This is a genomic window from Caenimonas sp. SL110 (genome assembly GCF_001044395.1).
Taxonomy (GTDB): Bacteria; Pseudomonadota; Gammaproteobacteria; order Burkholderiales; family Burkholderiaceae_C; genus Ramlibacter.
Genome location: NZ_JANU01000009.1, coordinates 86,488 through 105,439 on the forward strand (window position 1 = coordinate 86,488; position 18,952 = coordinate 105,439).

Genomic DNA, 18,952 nt, shown 5'->3' on the forward strand with positions numbered 1-18,952 from the left:
ACTGACCTACGCCACCGGCAATTCCAGCGTGAACGTGGCCCCATGTCCGGGCCCGTCACTGAACACGGTCAGCTTGCCGCCCATCTCCAGCGCGGCCACGGCACTGCTGTGCAGGCCGAAGCCGTGCCCATCCCGGCGTGTGGTGAAACCGTGGGCAAAGATGCGCGTCAGGTGTTCGTGCGCGATGCCGGCTCCGTGGTCTCGCACCGAAATGCACAACCGCCCGCTGCCCGCTTCTGTTTCGGACCGCACCATGCTCACGCCTAGCACCAGCCGGCGAAGCTCCGGCGGCACTTCCTCCATCGCCTGGGTTGCATTGGCGATCAGGTTCACCAGGATCTGCAGCACGCGCTGCCGGTCCAGTGCGATCACCGGCACGCTCTGGTAGTCGCGCGAAATGTTCACGCCGACACGTTCGAGCGCAGAGGCGCACATGTGGATCGCTTCTTCCAGCGGCTCCTCGGGTTGCGTCATCTCCAGCACGCTGGAAGGTCCGGCATGCGATTGCTGGGTGGCAACGACATAGATGATGTGCTCGACGCTGCGTGAGAGCCGATCCAGGTCGCCCAGCGCATCCTGCCGCTCCGTCCGAAGCGCGCTCACCAACTCGTTCAGGTAAGGCCACAGCGCCTTGCCGCGCGGGTCGGTTTCAATGAACTGGGCAAGGTCGTGCTGGTGCTGGTTGATGAGGTCGACCGCGCGCGTGAGCCCGCCTATCCTGGAGTTTGAAATGGTGCCGCGCACGACGCTTGCAGAAACGTTGATGCTGTTGAGGACATTGCCCACGTTGTGCAGCACGTTGTTGGCGATCTCGGCCATGCCGGCTCGTCGCGCGGTCGCCACGAGTTGCGCCTGCATGTCTTCCAGCTCGCGCGTGCGCGCAAGCACCCGCTGCTCCAGGCTTTCGTAGAGCTGCGCATTGCCCAGCGAGACGGCCAGCTGACCCGCAATGAGCATCACCGCGTCCAGGCGTTCGGGGTTGAAGGCGCCACGGCCCTGGCGATTTTCAAGAATGAGTACCGCACGCGCGGCTCCCTGGCCGGCAATGGGCACGACCAGCATCGAACAAAGCGCAACGCCTGCGAAATACGGATCGCGCGCGAAACGGTCGTCACCGGCGACGTCATCCACCACCAGCGTTTCGCCAGTGCGCTCTGCATAGGCAATAGCCGATAGCGGCACCAGGCCCTGCTGCGAAGCCTCGGCCATGGGTATCGACGGCTCGCCCGGCGCGGGCGCGAGCAGCCACCACTGCCCCTCGTTCCACGACAGCACCAGCACCTTGGTCGCCCCGCTCAGGGCGGCCAGCACTTCGGTCACGCGCGTGGTGAGGTGCTCCACGCTGGTCTCGGAACTCAGGGCCTGCGAAGCGCGCAGCAAGCCCACCAGGTCCAGCTCGTCCGACGAGACGCTGTCGCTCCCCCGATTCAACTTGCTGCCCTTGCCTTTGCTGCCTTTGCTGCTCCTGCCGGACTGGCTGGCGGTGACGCCGATTCGCGACTCCAGGTTCTGCGCGGGCGCGCGCAGGAACGCATGCTCGCGCTGCATCTGGTCCACCTTGGCGCTGGCACCCCAGGCCTCGTACCCGTCTCGCGCATCGGCCAGCAATGTGCGGCCCGTCCTCGTGAGTCCATGCGTCAGCTGGAACAATGCAGCGCGTTCGGTGATGAGCGCGCGATGCCAGGGACGCGCACGACTTTCGGCTTCCATCACTGCTGCGTCAAAGGTCACTGCCGCCGTCCACAGGTCACCAAGGGCCCACGCCTGTTCGGCTTGCACCAGTCGCAGCAGGTGCAGGAAATTGCACGGCTGGTCGGCAGCACGGCCCGCCAGCCATTGGCAGCTCGCTTGCAGTTGCGCAACAAGCCGCGCCCTGTCGCCGGGATCACCGCCTGCCTTCTGAAGCTGCCAGGCATCAGCCAGCGCGACGAATACATGGACATGCGAGACCCTGAAGAATCCGGCGGCAGCGCCCCGGGCACGCGACATCAACAAGCGCGCATACCGCTCCAGCGCAACCCCATCGCCCCACAGCACCGCCTGCAGCGCACGAAAGAAATCGAAGTCCACAAACGGCAGATGGCCCACGCTGGCCATGAATGCCTCTTCGGTGAAGTGCTCGTCGTCAAAACTTTCCGGGGCATGGGTCTGTCCGCGCAGCGCACGCAGGAATCGCTGCTCGCAGGTATGCAGCGCAGCAGCATGGATGTTGCCGGTACGCCGGCACAGCGCCAGCCCGCGCTCGATCTCTGCATCGTGAATGTCGATGGTGGGCGCGGTGTCCAGCAACAGGTTGTACGCAAAGATGTGCCCGTAGCACGCAAAGGAAAGATCACCCCTGGCCTGCAGGCCTTCAAAGGCGTGCATCGCGTGGTCGAACGCCGTTTCCAGCGGTTCGAACCAGGCGCACGCATGACCCGCGAACCGGTAGCGCGCCTCCAGTGTCTGGGCCTCGTAGCCCAGCGCCTCCCCCACGGCCAGGACGTGACGCGCAATGCTGTAACCACACCGATAGTCCTGTCGCAGGCCGATCAGCATGCCGTTCATGTGGCTCATGCACGCGACCAGTTCTGCGCAGGGTCCGTGCTCTTCCCACAGACGCTGCGCTTCCAGCAGCATGCAGGCAAACGCATCGAGGTTCGAACCCAGGTAAGCCGACCCCACGACGCGGCCAAGCAGCTTGGCGACGGCCAGCAGGCGCGGGTCCTGCAACTGCGCGCGCGTCGCCTGATCCAGCAGGCTGTCCTGCTGAACCCATTGTGCAAGCGCATCCAGGCGCTGATCCCGGTCGGCGGTGCGGAAGTCGTGCGGCACTTCGAGGCCCAGTTGTGCGAGCAGGTCCAGGCCCAGCGCCAGCGCGTCGTCCATTCGGCCGCGCATGTCCAGGCTTCGGATCTGCAGGCAGGTCGGCTCGACCAGGCTGAGTGGATCGGTCATGCGTTCGCGCATGGCGGCGTAAAGCGGGTCGGATTCGTCGAACCGGCCCAGGCTGTAGAGCGCGACATGGCGCGCGAGGTCGATGGCGTCGCGCCGCGTCCGGTCCGCAGGGTTGGCTATCGCGGCCAGCAGCCCTGCGGCAGCGCACAGATATCGCTCGGCCTGCGAATATTTTGACGCGCTCGCCAGCTTGCGCGCGAAGCGATGAAAGAGGTGGGCCGCGCGGCGCCGCTCTTCGTCAGTGCCGCTTGACTGCAGCACCTCCAGGCAGGCGAGATATTGCTGGGCGGCATCGCTTTCCATCGCCGGCTCGCCGGCCAGGCGGCGCGCCATCGTGAGTCGACGCTGGCTGCGCTGCGCATCGCTCATGGTGCTGATGACTGCATCCTGCACCCGGTCGTGCCTGAAGCTCACGCAGTGCCGGATCTCATTGCACTCACCGACCAGCAGACCGTCCTCGATCGGCGCAGCAAGCAAGGCGCGCAGTTCGTCCCTGCCCAGGCCGGTGGCCGAGGACAGCCGCGCGCATTCCACCGAGTTACCCAGGCAAGCCAGAAACTCCATGACCTCGCGCGAAGCCTGCGGGAGACTGTCAAGCCGCGAGACCAGCAAGTCCACCACATTGGTGCGACTGACAAAGTGGCGCACCGCATCAGCATCCCAGTGCCAGCCCTGTTCGCGCAGGCTCAGCACGCCTTCGCGGCGCAATGCATTGATCATCTCGACGGTGTCGAAGGGATTGCCCCTGGTCATCGGAAACACGGCCTGGCCCAGGTCATGGGCGGCCTGGGGTTCCAGGCGCAACATCCGCCGGGCCAGCTCGTCGGTGCAAGCCTGTGTCAGGCTGCCCAGCTCGATGAGCAGCGGCGGCTCGGACTGCTGCAGCCAGTGCGCGAGCATCGCTTGCAAAGCGGGGTTGCGATGCAGCTCCGGGCCCCTGTAGGCGCCCACGAAAAGCACATTGCGCAAGCGGGCATCGCCCATCAGCTGCCCGAAGACGCGAAACGATTGCTCGGCGGCCCACTGCAGGTCGTCCTGCACGATGACCAGCGGCCGCTGCGGTGATGCAATCGCGCCTAGCAGATCGACGATCGCTTGCTGCAACCGGGTTTCGGCTTGTCGCGGGTCGGCTTCGGGCATGCCGTCCTGTGGGCCGAGCAACAGGGCAAATTCGGGAAGCAACCTGGACACATGGGCCGCATTGCGTCCCAGGCTGTCCAGGATTCGCTGGCGCTGCGCCACCAGTTCGCTGCGCGGCAGCGCGAGCAGCAGCCGGCCGAGCGCACGCAAGGCCTGGGTCATCGCGCCGGCCGCTGCCCCGTCCTTGAGGTACTGGTCCACCTTGCCGTAGACCATCCAGCCGCCTGCGGCGGTCACCGTCGGCCGCAGCGTGTTGATCAGCGCGCCCTTGCCCACGCCTGCCGGGCCTTCGATCAACACCGTGTGGCGCGATGTGTGCATCGCGTCTGTCAACGCCGTGCGCAAAGCTGCAATCTCGGCGTCGCGGCCCACCAGGTCCTGCGGTGCGTCGAGCCGTGCCGGAAAGTCGCGCTCACCCAGCGCGAAGCTGCCACCGCTGTCACTGGCGAATTCCTGCGCCAGGCGCAGCAGGTCGTGAAGCAGGCCCTCAGCGCTCTGGAAGCGTTGCTCCGGCGACTTGGCCAGCAGCTGCAAAATGATGTTGGACAGCCCCGCAGGAACGCGTGCATTGACCTGCGACGGCACCCGCGGCTCACGCACGAGGTGATCGCGAACCAGCTGCAAGGTGTCCTGCTCCTCGAACGGCAATCGCCCGCAAGCCATCTCGTACAGCGTGACCCCGATCGCGTAGAGATCGGCGCGCTGGTCGACGGACCGGCCCGTGCGCCCGCTCTGCTCCGGTGCCAGGTAAGCCAGCGTGCCGACGATGCTCGCGTCCTGCGCGACGACCTGGCTGGGCTGCGCGAGCACGGCCAGGTCAAAGTCGATGAGCATGGGCTCGCCGCTTTCGGACAGCACGATGTTCGACGGGTTGATGTCGCGGTGAATCACGCCGGCGCGATGCATGGCCGCGACGATCTCGACCACGCGCACGGCAAGGGTCAGAAGCTGCGCCAGCTCCAGTGGACCACCACGCAGCAGCTGTGCGAGCGTCGATGAACCGCCATCGCACAGCGCGACAACTTCGCCATCGTGGGTGCCTTCCAGCCCGGCGGCCTCTACCAGCTGACCCACGCCGGCAACGCCAGCGAGCCGAGTCAGCATCTCGCGCTCATGGTTGGCGCGCTGGCTCGCCTGGGCACCCAGGAAGTGTTTGGAGACGACGCCCGCAGGGATGCGCCCGCCGCGGGAAACCCGCGACGTCGCACTTTCATGGATTACGTGCGCAGGCCCATCAAGCCGGGAACCTGCCTTTCCGTGTGTCGAGTCATCCATTGCCGAGACGCCCCCCAATCGGGCATTCTGCGGGGAAAACTTCGCGCGGTCCAATTCTTCAAGCGACGTTCAACAGCTTCCACCCCGTGAAGATCAGGATCGCCGCCAGCGCCCTGCGCAGCCACACCTGCGGCAGCTTGCTCGAAAGCAGGGCCCCCAAAATCACGCCGGGAATCGAGCCGACAAGCAAGTTGAAAAGCAGTGAGAAATTCACATTGCCGATCAGCAGATGGCCCGCACCAGCGAACATCGCCAGTGGGATCGCGTGAACGATGTCAGTCGCAATCAGGCGCGACGGGGTCAGGCGCAGCGGATAAAGATAGGCAAGTATCACGACGCCGATCGCGCCGGCGCCAATTGATGTCAGTGTCACCAGCACGCCGAGCACCGCACCGGCTGCGATGGTCAGCGGTGGCTGCATCGTCTTGAAGCCTGCGACATGCTCCACCCGGAAACGGCGGCCCAGCGCGTGCAGCTGCTTCTGGAACACCATGGCACTGGCCGTCATCAGCACGGCGCACGCAATCAGCACCTTGAGAAAGCTCGCGGTCTCGGGGCCGATGGGCATGAGCGTCATCCACACCAGGGTGAGCGCCGAGGCGGGAAGGCTTCCGGCCCACAGGCGCCGCACGACCTGCCAGTCGATCAGGTTGTTGCTGTGATGGATGCGCGATGCAGCAAGCTTGGTGATGGCAGCGAACCACAAGTCCGTGCCGACGGCGGCCATCGGGGCGATACCGAACACCAGCAGCAAGAGCGGCGTCATGACGGCGCCACCGCCGACGCCGGTCAGCCCGACCAGGAGGCCGGTGCCGGCACCTGCGGCAACCAGCATCCAGTCAAGACCGAACATCGAGCGCCACCGTTTCGGATTTCAGGACGCAGGCTGCGACGCTCTTTGCGTGCACGCGCAACTCGGGAACGGCAGTGGCCTCCCAGTGCTGCGCCTTGAGCAACGGCCCTACATAACGCACGCCCTGCAACGCGCGGCCGTCGCGCCTGAGCACGCGGTACTGGTCATCGACCGCCAGCCCGAGCGCGAGCGGGTCCACGCGCAGCGCGCCCGCATCGCGCAACTGCGCGATCAGCGGATCGCTCACGCGATGCAGGTCGCTCGATGGCCCGGTGCAGTTGATGACGACGCGGTAGTCGCCCGTGCGGTTGTCGGTCGCGCCGCGTGGTCGCCAGGTCACTCGCGCGCCCGGCGCGTCGGTAACGGTCACATCGACCAGCCGGCCCTGCAGCACCGACAGCTGGCCCGCATTCAGTGCGGCCTGGATGCGGCGATAGATGGCAGGCGCCGCGCGGTGCCGATGCGTGTCCCAGTGCGGTCCGAGATGGCGCACGAACTGAGCGCGGCTGCGCTCGCTGAGTTGCTGCCACAGGCGCGGCGTGTGCGCGCGAAGGCCGCCGATGACGTCGCGCCAGTCGTGCCCGGCTGCGGCGCTGTCGCGAATCATTCGGCGAACTTCGCGCATCTGCGCGCGCAGGCTGGTGACGCCTTTGAGTGCATCCGCTGGCACCAACCCGGCCGCTGGAGGCGTTTCCTGTTCGCGGTGCGGTTGCGGCAGCAGCGCGCGGCGCGAGAGCATCGTGATCGATCCACGATGCCCCTGGTCCAGCAGGCGAAGCACCGCGTCATAGGCCGTCAGACCCGTACCCACCAGCAGCACGCTCGCATCCGCGTCGAGCTGGTCCAGCACGCCATGCGACCAGACGTCGTTGACGAGCGGAGCGTGCATCCAGTTTGCAGGCGATTGCGTGGCGGGCGCTCTCGGCGTGAAATTGCCCAGCGCCAGAACGACCTGCGCGGCTTCTATCGTGCGTCCGGTGTTCAGATGCAGCACCGGCGAGCGGCCATCGGCATCCATGTCGATGCGAAGCACTTCGGCTTCGACCAGTTCCAGCTTGACGCCATCGGCTGCTGCGGACTGCGCGCGCAGGAGGCAGCGCTCCAGGTAGTCGCCATACAGGCTGCGCGGAACGAAATCACCGGCATGGAAGTTCAGGCCGCGGCTTCTCACGTAGTCGATGAAGCCGGACTCCTGCGCGGGGTCGATGCTCATTCGACCGGCAGGCACATTGAGCAGGTGGCTGGGCGAGTTGGTTCCATAGGCCATGCCGCGCCCGAAGCTCAGGCTGCGATTGATCAGGCAGACGCGCGCCGGACCTTCCAGGCGCTGCAACAGCTGTACCGCGACGGCCATGCCGGAAAAGCCGGCGCCGACGATGGCAAAGGTGAGGGGGGGCTGGGCGGACATGTTGAAGGGAAGGCCGGAACATTCCAAATATATCTTTTACATGAGCTTATAAATTAAGGTTTAATCCAACAAATTCTGCGAAACCCCAGTGAACGGCAACCAACTGAGCATCGACGACCTGAACGCCAGCCGGCGTCAGGCGGTGCTGCTCCGGTTGCAGGGTGAGAAGCTGTCGGTGGTGTCGGCTTCGACCGGGCTGAGCATCCCCACCATCATTTCAGCCGTCAAGGCGTATCGCGAAAACGGCTGGAACGCAGTGACGGTGAGCCCCCGGCGGGGCCGGCCGGCCAAAGACGACATCGGCGTTGCGCAGAGCGCGACGCAGGCGCTGGTTGCCGCCATGCTGGCCGGCCCGCCCGCCGCATCCGATCTTGCCGACCCCCACTGGACCCGTTCCGCGATGTCCGACTGGCTCAAGGCCAACGGCAGCTCCAAGCACAGTGCAGGTGCAGTGACACGGCTGTCGGCGGTGCTGGGCCTGGACTTCGACGCGCACGCCCTGCCGGAGCCGAACCGCTTGAGCCATTGCCTGCGCATGCACGTGATCGAACGGCAGTTCAGGCACTGGCCGCTCGGCTCGGGCGCAGCGCCCGATACACACATCAACGTGCTGTGCACTCGCGCGCCACGCGGGCAGCTGCGCTGGCTGGCGTTTGCCGGGCCGCTCCAGGCCCAGCACTACCTCGATTTCATCGAACGTCTCGTTCCCGAACGGGGTGTTGTCGAACTGTCCTGGCCCGGGGCAGCGCGGCTGCTTCGCATTGCACAGATCACCAGCCGGCTCGACCGGCACCACGAACACCTGCGCCTGATCGACCCGCAAGTCGGCTCGCCCAGCACCATCATTTCCAGACCGCCCCCCACGGCTGCGCCCCTGAAGGCCAGCCCTGAAAGGAACCCGATGACCCCCATGACATTGACCCACCTCCAGCGCCTCGAAGCCGAAAGCATCCACATCATGCGAGAGGTCGTGTCCGAAGCGGACAACCCCGTGATGCTCTATTCGGTGGGCAAGGACAGCGCCGTGATGCTGCACCTGGCGATGAAGGCGTTCTATCCTTCCAAGCCGCCCTTTCCGCTGATGCACGTGGACACCCGATGGAAGTTCCGCGAGATGTACACATTCCGCGACCGCATGGTCAAGGACCTGGGGATGCAGCTCATCACGCACATCAACCCCGATGGCATCGCCAAGAACATCAACCCGTTCACGCACGGCTCGGCGATCCACACCGACATCATGAAGACCGAGGGCCTGAAGCAGGCGCTGGACAAATACAACTTCGATGCGGCCTTCGGCGGTGCGCGCCGCGACGAAGAAAAATCGCGCGCCAAGGAGCGCATCTTTTCATTCCGTTCGGACCAGCACCGCTGGGACCCGAAGAACCAGCGTCCCGAACTCTGGAAGCTGTACAACACGCGCAAGCACAAGGGCGAGTCGCTGCGGGTGTTTCCGCTGTCGAACTGGACCGAGCTCGATATCTGGCAGTACATCTATTTGCAGAACATTCCCATCGTGCCGCTTTACTACGCCGCCGAGCGGCCGGTGGTCGAGCGCAACGGCACGCTCATCATGGTCGATGACGACCGCATGCCGCTCGCGCCCGGCGAGGTGCCGATGATGCGCAAGGTGCGCTTTCGCACGCTGGGCTGCTACCCGCTCACTGGCGCCATCGAGTCCGAAGCCGCAACCCTGCCGGAGATCATCCAGGAGATGCTGCTCACCAAGACATCCGAGCGACAGGGCCGCGTGATCGACCACGATTCCGCCGCATCCATGGAAAAGAAAAAACAAGAGGGGTACTTCTGATGAGCCACGTCAGCGACCTGATTGCCAGCGACATCGCCGGCTACCTCAAGGCTCACGAGAACAAGAGCCTGCTTCGATTCATCACCTGCGGCAGCGTGGACGACGGCAAGAGCACCCTCATCGGGCGGCTGCTCTACGACAGCAAGATGCTGTTCGAGGACACGCTCGCCACCATCGAAGCCGACTCGCGCAAGTGGGGCACGCAAGGCGACAGCATCGACTTCGCGCTGCTGGTCGACGGACTTGCGGCAGAGCGAGAACAGGGCATCACGATCGACGTGGCCTATCGCTTCTTCTCGACCGAGCGGCGCAAGTTCATCGTGGCCGACACCCCCGGTCATGAGCAGTACACCCGCAACATGGTGACGGGCGCATCGACGGCTGACGCTGCCGTGCTGATGGTCGATGCGCGCAAGGGCGTGCTCACGCAGACGCGCCGGCACAGCTATCTCGTGTCGCTGATCGGCATTCGTCATGTGGTGGTCGCCATCAACAAGATGGACCTGGTCGACTACAGCGAGAAGGTCTTCAACAAGATCGTCGAGGACTACAGCGCATTCGCCAGACAGGTCGGGCTGGAGAACATCACCTTCATTCCGGTGTCGGCCTTCAAGGGCGACAACATCACCGCGCCTAGCGACAAGACGCCCTGGTATCGCGGCACCACGCTCATGGGTTACCTGGAGACAGTAGAAGTGGACGAGGAGCGCATGCAGCGCGCGCCGTTTCGCTTGCCGGTGCAATGGGTCAATCGGCCCGATCTCGATTTCCGGGGCTTCTCGGGGACGATTGCCGGGGGTGTGGTGAAGCCCGGCGATCGCGTGCGTGTGCAGCCGTCCGGCAAGGAGAGCAAGGTCGCGCGCATCGTGACGTTCGATGGCGACCTCGATCAGGCGGTGGCGGGCCAGTCGGTCACGCTGACGCTGGCCGATGAAGTCGATATCTCGCGTGGCGACGTGATCTCCACTGCGGATGCGCCAGCCGGCGTGGCCGACCAGTTTGAAACCACCATCGTCTGGATGCATGAAGAGCCGCTGCTGCCGGGCCGGTTCTTCCTGCTGAAGATGGGCGCGCAGACGGTGACGGCATCGGTCATGGAAGTGAAGTACCAGGTCAACGTGAACACGCTTGAGCACACGGCTGCCAAGACCCTGGGGCTCAACGCGATCGGCGTTTGCACGCTCAACCTCGACAGGCCGCTGGGTTTTGATCCGTACACCGAGAACCGCGACACCGGCGGCTACATCCTGATTGATCGCCTGACCAATGCGACGGTTGGCGCCGGGCTGATTCACTTTGCGCTTCGGCGCAGCCAGAACATCCACGTTCAGCACGTCGATGTGAACAAGGCGGCGCGCAACGCGCTCAATGGGCAGAAATCGTGTGTCGTGTGGTTCACCGGCCTGTCGGGATCGGGCAAATCGACGATTGCGAATCTGCTGGAGAAGCGTCTGCACGCCATGGGTCACCGCACCTACCTGCTCGATGGCGACAACGTGCGCCATGGGCTGAACAAGGATCTGGGCTTTACCGACACCGATCGTGTCGAGAACATCCGCCGCGTTGCGGAGGTGGCCAAGCTGATGGTGGATGCAGGCCTGATCGTGATGACGGCCTTCATCTCGCCTTTCCAGGCCGAGCGTCGCATGGCGCGGTCGTTGATGGAGGAAGGTGAATTCTTCGAGATTCATGTGGACCTGCCGCTGGCGGTCGCGGAAGAGCGCGACGTGAAGGGCCTGTACAAGAAGGCACGCCGCGGCGAGTTGAAGAACTTCACCGGCATCGACTCGCGCTATGAAGCGCCCGAGGCACCCGAACTGCGCCTGGCCACCGAGAACCTGGCGCCCGATGAAGCGGTGGAACAGATCGTGAACCTGCTGCGCTCGCGGGGTTGTTTGCCGTGAAATAGGCTTGTGCAGTCGCGATTTCGGGTGCATTCTTTGCTTGGGGTTTGAGTGATGCCCAAAGGCAAAGGAGTCGATATGCGTGCTTGCACTTTCCTGCGTCATGTTGCTTGCGCGTTGGTGCTGGCGAGCGGCCTGGCCGTCGTCAGCACACTGCACGCTGCGGCACCTGCTGCGACACCGCCTGCGCAGGCCGTGATCGAAGCACTCACCCGCGCCAACGCAGCGGTCGTCGGTGTCAACGTGACTGCCGCAGAGGGCGCGAAATCCGCCTCGACCCTGGGCCGCAATCGCAGCGGCTCGGGCGTGGTGATCGGCCCCGACGGCCTGATCCTCACCATCGGCTATCTCATGCTGGAAGCCGACAACATCCAGATCGTGACGCAGGACGAACGCACCATACCCGCCACTGCTGTCGCCTATGACCTGGCCACGGGCTTTGGGCTCATTCGTCCGCTCTTGCCTTTGCGCGGTATCGCTGCCGTGCCGCTGGGAAGCTATCGCAACACAAACCCCGGCGACACGCTGATGGTGGCAACCGGCGGCGAAGACGGTGATGTCGGCATGACGCGCCTTGTGAGCAAGCGGCCGTTTTCCGGTTACTGGGAATATCACATCGAATCGGCCATCTTCACCAGCCCGCCCGTTGCCAATCACAGCGGCGCGCCGGTGTTCAACCAGCGCGGCGAGCTGCTGGGCATCGGCAGCCTGTTTGTGTCCGACGCGCTGGGCGAGGCACCGCGGATACCCGGCAACATGTTCGTGCCGGTCGACCTGCTCAAGCCCATCCTGGCCGAGCTGACCAGGACCGGCAGCACCACCAAAAGCCGTCGTCCGTGGCTCGGCCTCACGTCGTCTGAGCAATCGGGCCGCGTCCAGGTCGTGCGGGTCACTGCCGACAGTCCCGCTGCCACCAGCGGCATCGAGCCGGGAGACTTCATCCTTGCCGTCGATGGCGCCAAGGTCTCCTCGCTGGAAGAGTTCTACAAGAAGCTGTGGGCGCGTGCGAATCCGCAAGACGAGGTGAAGCTCACGGTGCTGCAAGGCGCGGAAGTCAAGGTCCTGACCGTGAAAGCAGTGGACCGCATGACCACCATGGTCAAGCCGTCAGGAATCTGACGCCAGTCCCTGCGCCACCGTCGGGTAGCGCAGCTTCAACCGCAGCTCGTCTTTCATGCGCGCGTTGCGCAGCCGCCTGGATTCCGACATGAAGCTGAGCAGCATGAGCGGCAGCTCGTCCTGCGCAGTGCTGCGCGGAATGCGTTTGGGCCGCGCAAGCCCGAAGTGATCGGCTGCGAGGTCGAAGTAGTCGCCCATCTTCAACTGCGTGTCATCGCTCACGTTGTAGATGCGCTGCGGACTGCCGCGCCAGATGGCGGCGATGACGGCACGCGCCAGATCGTCGGCATGGATGTGGTTGGTGTACACATCGTCTTTCGCTTCCAGCACCGGCGTGCCGCGCAGCAGGCGCTCGCGCGGTGTGCCACCTTCGCGGTCGAGTGCGTAGATACCGGGGATGCGAAGAATGCTCGCGCGCACCTGCGCCGCGCGGCCGAAGTGGCGCACCGCTGTCTCTGCATCGACACGCCGCTGGGCGCGCGGCGTGCGCGGACGCGCGGGGTTGTCTTCGCTCACCCAGTCGCCCTGGCAGTCGCCGTACACCCCACTGGTCGAGCCATAAACCATCGATGCTGGCGGCGACCGGAGCCGCAGCGCACGCAGCAGGGCCACCGTGCGCAAGTCGCGCCACCAGAGGTCGCCCGGTTCTGAAGACGGCGGGGCCAGATGAACGACGCGGGTCGCGATGCCGGCCAGCCGCGCGAGCGTGGTGCGGTCGTCCAGATTGCCCTGCAACGGTGTGACGCCCCGCGCGCGCAATTGCGCGACGCGATCTGCCGATGAGGTCAGCGCCATCACCCGCAAGCGACCACCCAGGTGTTTCACAACCCGCATTCCCACGTCGCCGCAGCCGACGATCAGCAGGCGCTCGCGGCGAAAGCGCGCTGGCAGCGCGCCGAGGGGGTTCTGGATTGAGGGCAAAATCAGTGGTTCGACTTCTACAGCAGTCCGAGGATAACCAAAACATGACGACCGCCCAGGCCCCCGTGGGGCCGTTCCAGGTAACGGTGCAGCCCAGCGGGCGCGCGTTCACAGTTGATGCCGGCGAGGCCATCCTGCCTGCAGCGATTCGCCAGGGCGTCGGCATGCCCTACGGCTGCAAGGACGGCGCTTGCGGCTCCTGCAAGTGCAAGAAGCTTCAAGGCACCGTCGTGCACGGCCCGCACCAGACCAAGGCCCTGAGCCCCGAAGAAGAAGCCGCTGGTTACATCCTCACCTGCTGCGGCGTGCCGCAAACCGACCTGCTGCTGGAGTCGCGCCAGGTCACCGACGAAAGCGCGTTCCCCATCCGCAAGATGCCGTCGCGGGTGCTCTCGCTGGAGCGCAAGTCGCACGACGTCATGCTGGTGCGATTGCAGCTGCCGGCCAACGACACGATGCGTTATCACGCCGGCCAGTACGTTGAATTCATCCTGCGCGACGGCGCGCGGCGCAGCTACTCGATGGCCAATGCGCCGCACACGATGGTCCGGGCCGATGCGGTTGCCGTGCTGGGCCAGCCCGCCGCCGCACCGTCCATCGAACTGCACATCCGCCACATGCCGGGCGGCAAGTTCACCGATCACGTTTTCAATGCGATGAAAGAAAAGGAAATCCTGCGCGTCGAAGGTCCGTACGGCAGTTTCTACCTGCGCGAAGATTCGGACAAGCCGATGATCCTGCTCGCATCGGGGACCGGCTTCGCGCCGATCAAGGCCGTGATCGAGCAGATGCAATTCAAGGGCGTGACACGGCCCGCCACGCTGTATTGGGGTGGACGCCGCCCTGCCGATCTGTACCTGGACGACTGGGTACAGGGCAAGCTGGCCGAAATGCCGAACCTGAAATACGTGCCGGTGATTTCCAACGCATTGCCCGAAGACAACTGGACCGGCCGCACCGGCTTCGTCCACCGCGCCGTGCTCGAAGATTTCCCGGACCTGTCCGGCCACCAGGTTTATGCCTGCGGAGCGCCCATCGTTGTGGATTCGGCGCGTGCCGAGTACAGCGCGCAGGCAGGCTTGCCATCCGACGAATTCCATGCCGACGCATTCACCACCGAAGCCGACAAGCACGTCGGTTGAATCCCTGTTCAAGGAACACCAGAGCCATGAAACGCAGACCCCTTCTCGCCGCCGGCCTGGCCGCGGCCGCCACGCTCGCATCGCCCTTTGCCGTTGCGCAGGCCCGCCCGATTCGCCTCGTGGTGCCCTATGCGCCCGGCGGCCCGATCGACGTCACGGCGCGGCTGCTGGCTGAGCGCGTGAAGGATTCGCTGGGCCCGGTCATCATCGACAACAAGCCCGGCGGCGGCGGCAACATCGGTGCGGACATCGTTGCCAAGGCGCCGCCCGACGGATTGACGATCGGCATCGCGGCGGTTGCCACGCACGCGATCAACCCCTGGCTCTTCGCGAAAATGCCGTACGACGCTGCGAAAGATTTCGCGCCCATCACCCAGATGGTTCGCGTGCCGAACGTGCTCGTGATGAACGCCGAGACCGCCGCGCGATTGAAGATCAACACGCTCGCCGACCTTGTCGCCTATGCCAAACGCAACCCCGCCAAGCTCAACTATGGCAGCGGCGGCAATGGCAGCGCGGGGCATCTGGCCGGTGAAATGTTCAAGCAGGGCGCAGGCATTTTTGTCGTCCACATTCCGTACAACGGTGGCAATCCGGCGCAGCTTGCATTGCTGTCGGGCCAGGTCGATTTCAACATCGACAACCTCGCCACCGCAGCGCCCAACATCCGCGCGGGCAAGCTCAAGGCGCTGGCGGTGACGACCGCGCAGCGCTCTGCGGCGCTGCCGGATGTGCCGCCCATCGCCGACACGATCAAGGGTTTTGCCATCGACACCTGGTGGGGGCTGGTCGCGCCCGCCGGCACGCCGCGCGACGTGGTCGCACGCCTGAACAGCGCATTCGTGGCCGCCCTGCAAACGCCCGAGGCAAAAACGCGCTTTGCATCCCTCATGGCAGAACCTGTGACGAACTCGCCCGAGGAGTTTGCAGGCTTCATGAAAAGCGAACTGTCCAAGTACGAAAAGGTCGTGAAACTGTCTGGCGCCAAGGTGGACTGAGCCCTTCGGCCTACAGACGAAACGGCCGGTTGCCGCCGCCAGATTCCGGGCGCATAGTGCGATTGATGTGTCTGACACCGCGTGTGCGGAATGTCCGACACCGAGGGCCAGTTACCTCTGGGTACATTGGCTCAACGGCAACCCCGCCCCAGGAGCCTTGGCCATGTATGCGCGAACTCTTTTGTGTATTGCCTCCGGTTTCGCCGCCGCGTTTGCGTTGCCCGCAAGCGCGCAGACTTCGACTTCCACCACAACGGTTGCTGCGCCCTATTCGTGGCTGCAAGGGCAGCGCCCTTATATCGGCTTGTCGCTGGGGCGGATCAGGGGTGGTGCTGAATGCGCAGTCACCTCCATCACCTGCGATGAAACCCGGCCTGCCCAGCTGTATGCGGGCACGATGGTCAACAGTTTCTGGGGCGCCGAAATCGGCTACCTGCAATCGGGACGTCTCTTGCAGGGCGGCACCGAAGGGCGTTCGCAGGGCCTGAACCTCAGCCTGGTGGGCAAGGCGCGCGTCAGCTCGGCTTGGGGCGTTTACGGCAAGCTTGGAACGACCTACAGCCGCACCGAATCGTCGCTGCCAGGCGCGGGCTTTGCGGGCGGCACGGCGCAAGGGTTCGGGCTTTCGTTCGGTGGCGGCGTGAGCTACGACTTCACGCCTCGCCTGTCCGCCCGGCTCGAATTTGAAAGCAATGACTTTCGCTTCGGCGGCGGCCGCGACCCGGTGAGATCGACCAGCCTGGGGTTGCAGTACCGCTACTGAAAGCGCCCGCCGCCAGGCCCGCGCGTTCGCTTTTTACTCGCCGAGATAGGCGGCGCGCACCTTGGGGTCGTTGAGCATCTGCTTGGCATCACCGCTCATGGTGATGAGGCCCGAATCCATGACATAGCCGCGATCGGCCAGCTCAAGCGCGCGACTCGCGTTCTGCTCGACCAGCAAGATCGTGACGCCCTGCGCATAGACCTCGCGCACGACGTCAAAGATCTTGTCCACCATGATGGGTGAAAGGCCCATCGAAGGCTCATCCATCAGCAGCACGCGCGGACGGCTCATGAGTGCACGACCCATCGCGAGCATCTGCTGCTCGCCGCCGGACATGGTGCCGGCCAGCTGGTCCTTGCGCTCGCGCAGGCGCGGGAAGATGGTGAAGACCTTTTCCATGTCCGCAGCGATAGCTGCCGTGTCGGTACGGATGTAGGCGCCCATCTGCAGGTTCTCTGTGATGGTCATTCGGGTGAAGACGCCGCGGCCTTCGGGCACCATTGCCAGCCCCTGCTTGACCAGGTCCCAGGCGCCCTTGCCCTTGATGCTCTGGCCCAGGTATTCGATGTCGCCGCCATTCATCGGCAGGCTGCCGGTGATGGCTTTCATGGTGGTCGTCTTGCCGGCGCCGTTGGAGCCGATGAGCGTCACCAACTCGCCTTCACGCACTTCAAAGTCCACACCCTTGACGGCCTGAATGCCGCCGTAGGCCACTTGCAGGCCCGTGACCTTCAGCAGGATGTCGCTCATTGCTCGTCTCCTGTCACCACGGCAGGCGCTTGCGCCGGTTTGTGGCTGTGACCGAGGTAGGCCTCGATCACTTTTTCGTTCTTCTGGACATCGGCTGGTGTGCCTTCGGCGATCTGCTTGCCGTAGTCGAGCACGGTGACGCGGTCGCAAAGACCCATCACCAGCTTCACGTCGTGCTCGATCAGCAAGATGGTTCGGTTGTCGTTGCGGATGCGGTCGATCAACTCGCGCAGCTGCACCTTCTCGGTCGAGTTCATGCCAGCTGCCGGTTCGTCGAGCGCGATCAGCTGCGGGTCGGTAGCGAGCGCGCGGGCGATTTCGAGCCTGCGCTGGTCGCCGTACGACAGGGTGCGTGCCTTGTAATCGGCCAGCCGGCCGATGCCCACGTAGTCGAGCAGCTCCTGCGATCGTTTTGCAATCGCGAGCTCTTCGGCCTTGAAACCGGGTGTGCGCAGCATCGCGCCCAGCAGGCCCGAATGCGTGCGGATGTGGCGGCCGACCATCACGTTTTCGAGCGCGGTCATCTCGGAGAAGAGCCGGATGTTCTGGAAGGTGCGTGCGATGCCGGCCTTGGCCACTTCATGCACCGCGGTGGGCTGGTAAGGCTTGCCAGCAAGCTCGAAGGTGCCGCTGTCGGGTGTGTACAGCCCGGTGATCACATTGAAGAACGTGGTCTTGCCTGCGCCGTTCGGACCGATCAGGCCATAGACCTGGCCGCGTTCAATGGTGATGCCTACATCGGACAAGGCCTGCAGGCCGCCGAAGCGCTTGGAAATGCCCGCGACGCGAAGAACGATATCTGCCATGGCGTCAGGCTCCCTTTGCGGCAGGCGCATTCTTCAGGGATTTGCCATGCTCGGGTGCCGGCAGCAGGCCGCGAGGACGCATCAGCATCACGACGATCATGGCCAGCGCAATCAGCAACTGTCGCAGGATGGCGGAATCGAGGCGGCCGTCGGTCATCGACTGCAGGGGACCTGCCACGTAGCGCAGCACTTCCGGCAAGGCCGACAGCAGCACTGCGCCCAGAATCACGCCAGGCAGGTAACCGATGCCGCCGAGCACCACCATCGCAACGATCATCACCGACTCCATGAGGCTGAAGGATTCGGGCGAGATGAAGCCCTGGAACGCCGCGAACATCGCGCCCGAGACACCGCCGAATGTCGCGCCCATGCCGAAGGCGAGCAGCTTCATGTTGCGGGTGTTAATGCCCATCGCCTTGGCGGCGATCTCGTCTTCGCGAATGGCCATCCAGGCGCGTCCGATGCGCGAGACTTCGAGGCGGTGGCAGATGATGATGCTGATCACGACCAGCGTCAGGAACAGGTAGTAGTAGAGCGTGACCGACGGAATGTCCATGCCGAACCAGTTCGTCGCCTTGCCCAGGCTGATGTCGAAGAAGTGGATCGAGTCGATCTGCCCCAGGCCCTTGGGCCCGTTGGTGATGTTCACCGGATGGTCCATGTTGTTCATGAACACGCGGATGATTTCGCCGAAACCCAGCGTCACGATGGCCAGGTAGTCTCCGCGCAGCTTGAGCGTGGGCGCACCCAGCAGGATGCCGAACAGGCCGGCCAACGCCGCCGCTGCCGGTATCACGACCCATAGCGGCATGTGCAGTCCGTTCGGGAACATCAGCGCAATCGCGGGAAACGTTTCGGTCAGGTGCGGCGACGCAAGCAGCGCGAACATGTACGCGCCCAGCGCATAGAAGGCAACGAAGCCCAGATCGAGCAGGCCCGCAAAGCCCACCACGATGTTCAGGCCCAGCGCCAGCAGCACATAGAGCAGCGCTGCATCGGCGATACGCACCCAGGCGTTGCCGCCCTGCTGCAGCAGCAGCGGCAGGATCAAAAGGCCGATCGCGGCAAACGCCAGGACGACGTTGCGGTTTTGCTTGTTGATGAAGTCCATCATGCTGGGTTCTCC

At 64.6% G+C, this 18,952-nt stretch carries 13 protein-coding genes; 6 read left to right on the forward strand and 7 right to left on the reverse strand.

The window, feature by feature from the left end; genetic code table 11:
* Positions 1-6: 6 nt before the first annotated feature.
* The 3 genes from AQ12_RS06530 to AQ12_RS06540 form a co-directional block, all read right to left on the reverse strand.
* A complete protein-coding gene (locus AQ12_RS06530; RefSeq protein ID WP_161798987.1) occupies positions 7-5,181 on the reverse strand; it encodes an AAA family ATPase in 5,175 nt (1,724 codons plus the stop codon).
* A gap of 229 nt (positions 5,182-5,410) precedes the next feature.
* Positions 5,411-6,205: a sulfite exporter TauE/SafE family protein gene (locus tag AQ12_RS06535; RefSeq protein ID WP_048439074.1), complete on the reverse strand. Its 795-nt coding sequence runs from the start codon at positions 6,203-6,205 to the stop codon at positions 5,411-5,413.
* Entirely contained in the window at positions 6,192-7,613 is a 1,422-nt protein-coding gene (locus tag AQ12_RS06540; RefSeq protein WP_048439075.1) for an FAD/NAD(P)-binding protein, read from the reverse strand. The genes AQ12_RS06535 and AQ12_RS06540 overlap by 14 nt, the downstream gene beginning before the upstream one ends.
* 910 nt (positions 7,614-8,523) lie before the next feature.
* Between AQ12_RS06540 and cysD the strand changes: the two genes are divergently transcribed.
* The 3 genes from cysD (at position 8,524) to AQ12_RS06555 (ending at position 12,446) form a co-directional block, all read left to right on the forward strand.
* The gene (gene cysD / locus AQ12_RS06545) at positions 8,524-9,423 is read left to right on the forward strand and encodes a sulfate adenylyltransferase subunit CysD (protein WP_048439143.1); all 900 of its coding nucleotides are present in this window, start codon (positions 8,524-8,526) and stop codon (positions 9,421-9,423) included.
* On the forward strand, positions 9,423-11,327 hold the full coding sequence (cysN, locus tag AQ12_RS06550) for a sulfate adenylyltransferase subunit CysN (RefSeq protein ID WP_048439076.1): 1,905 nt from the start codon (positions 9,423-9,425) through the stop codon (positions 11,325-11,327). Before cysD ends, cysN begins: the two co-directional genes overlap by 1 nt.
* 78 nt (positions 11,328-11,405) lie before the next feature.
* Entirely contained in the window at positions 11,406-12,446 is a 1,041-nt protein-coding gene (locus AQ12_RS06555; RefSeq protein ID WP_048439144.1) for a S1C family serine protease, read from the forward strand.
* On the opposite strand, the gene AQ12_RS06560 is transcribed toward AQ12_RS06555, so the two are convergent.
* Positions 12,435-13,367, reverse strand: coding sequence for an SDR family oxidoreductase (locus AQ12_RS06560; RefSeq protein WP_048439077.1), 933 nt, complete (start codon positions 13,365-13,367; stop codon positions 12,435-12,437). The two genes, AQ12_RS06555 and AQ12_RS06560, sit on opposite strands and share 12 nt — an antisense overlap.
* Positions 13,368-13,411: 44 nt before the next feature.
* Here AQ12_RS06560 and AQ12_RS06565 point away from each other — a divergent pair, with 44 nt between their 5' ends.
* The 3 genes from AQ12_RS06565 to AQ12_RS06575 all read left to right on the forward strand — a co-directional run bounded on the left by AQ12_RS06565 (position 13,412) and on the right by AQ12_RS06575 (position 16,270).
* Complete coding sequence (locus AQ12_RS06565; protein ID WP_048439078.1) at positions 13,412-14,509, forward strand: CDP-6-deoxy-delta-3,4-glucoseen reductase; 1,098 nt, start codon at positions 13,412-13,414, stop codon at positions 14,507-14,509.
* A 26-nt stretch (positions 14,510-14,535) separates the two neighbouring features.
* Positions 14,536-15,507, forward strand: coding sequence for a tripartite tricarboxylate transporter substrate binding protein (locus AQ12_RS06570; RefSeq protein ID WP_048439079.1), 972 nt, complete (start codon positions 14,536-14,538; stop codon positions 15,505-15,507).
* A gap of 163 nt (positions 15,508-15,670) precedes the next feature.
* A complete protein-coding gene (locus AQ12_RS06575) occupies positions 15,671-16,270 on the forward strand; it encodes an outer membrane beta-barrel protein (protein ID WP_082151436.1) in 600 nt (199 codons plus the stop codon).
* Positions 16,271-16,303: 33 nt separating this feature from the next.
* On the opposite strand, the gene AQ12_RS06580 is transcribed toward AQ12_RS06575, so the two are convergent.
* Genes AQ12_RS06580 through AQ12_RS06590 form a run of 3 tightly spaced genes read right to left on the reverse strand, consistent with a single transcriptional unit; the run spans position 16,304 to position 18,937 of the window.
* Positions 16,304-17,020, reverse strand: a complete 717-nt coding sequence (locus tag AQ12_RS06580; RefSeq protein ID WP_048439080.1) for an ABC transporter ATP-binding protein — start codon at positions 17,018-17,020, stop codon at positions 16,304-16,306.
* A complete protein-coding gene (locus AQ12_RS06585) occupies positions 17,017-17,826 on the reverse strand; it encodes an ABC transporter ATP-binding protein (protein WP_048439146.1) in 810 nt (269 codons plus the stop codon). The genes AQ12_RS06580 and AQ12_RS06585 overlap by 4 nt, the downstream gene beginning before the upstream one ends.
* 4 nt (positions 17,827-17,830) lie before the next feature.
* A complete protein-coding gene (locus AQ12_RS06590) occupies positions 17,831-18,937 on the reverse strand; it encodes a branched-chain amino acid ABC transporter permease (RefSeq protein ID WP_048439147.1) in 1,107 nt (368 codons plus the stop codon).
* Positions 18,938-18,952: the final 15 nt, after the last annotated feature.

What these genes read in the sequence shown, in the direction of transcription:
- AQ12_RS06565 (WP_048439078.1), top strand. Translation starts at nt 13,412, where the DNA reads ATGACGACCGCCCAGGCCCCCGTGGGGCCGTTCCAGGTAACGGTGCAG.
- AQ12_RS06585 (WP_048439146.1), bottom strand. Translation starts at nt 17,826, where the DNA reads ATGGCAGATATCGTTCTTCGCGTCGCGGGCATTTCCAAGCGCTTCGGC.
- cysN (WP_048439076.1), top strand. Translation starts at nt 9,423, where the DNA reads ATGAGCCACGTCAGCGACCTGATTGCCAGCGACATCGCCGGCTACCTC.
- AQ12_RS06530 (WP_161798987.1), bottom strand. Translation starts at nt 5,181, where the DNA reads ATGCTGACTCGGCTCGCTGGCGTTGCCGGCGTGGGTCAGCTGGTAGAG.
- AQ12_RS06580 (WP_048439080.1), bottom strand. Translation starts at nt 17,020, where the DNA reads ATGAGCGACATCCTGCTGAAGGTCACGGGCCTGCAAGTGGCCTACGGC.
- AQ12_RS06570 (WP_048439079.1), top strand. Translation starts at nt 14,536, where the DNA reads ATGAAACGCAGACCCCTTCTCGCCGCCGGCCTGGCCGCGGCCGCCACG.
- AQ12_RS06535 (WP_048439074.1), bottom strand. Translation starts at nt 6,205, where the DNA reads ATGTTCGGTCTTGACTGGATGCTGGTTGCCGCAGGTGCCGGCACCGGC.
- AQ12_RS06540 (WP_048439075.1), bottom strand. Translation starts at nt 7,613, where the DNA reads ATGTCCGCCCAGCCCCCCCTCACCTTTGCCATCGTCGGCGCCGGCTTT.
- cysD (WP_048439143.1), top strand. Translation starts at nt 8,524, where the DNA reads ATGACATTGACCCACCTCCAGCGCCTCGAAGCCGAAAGCATCCACATC.
- AQ12_RS06555 (WP_048439144.1), top strand. Translation starts at nt 11,406, where the DNA reads ATGCGTGCTTGCACTTTCCTGCGTCATGTTGCTTGCGCGTTGGTGCTG.
- AQ12_RS06575 (WP_082151436.1), top strand. Translation starts at nt 15,671, where the DNA reads ATGTATGCGCGAACTCTTTTGTGTATTGCCTCCGGTTTCGCCGCCGCG.
- AQ12_RS06590 (WP_048439147.1), bottom strand. Translation starts at nt 18,937, where the DNA reads ATGGACTTCATCAACAAGCAAAACCGCAACGTCGTCCTGGCGTTTGCC.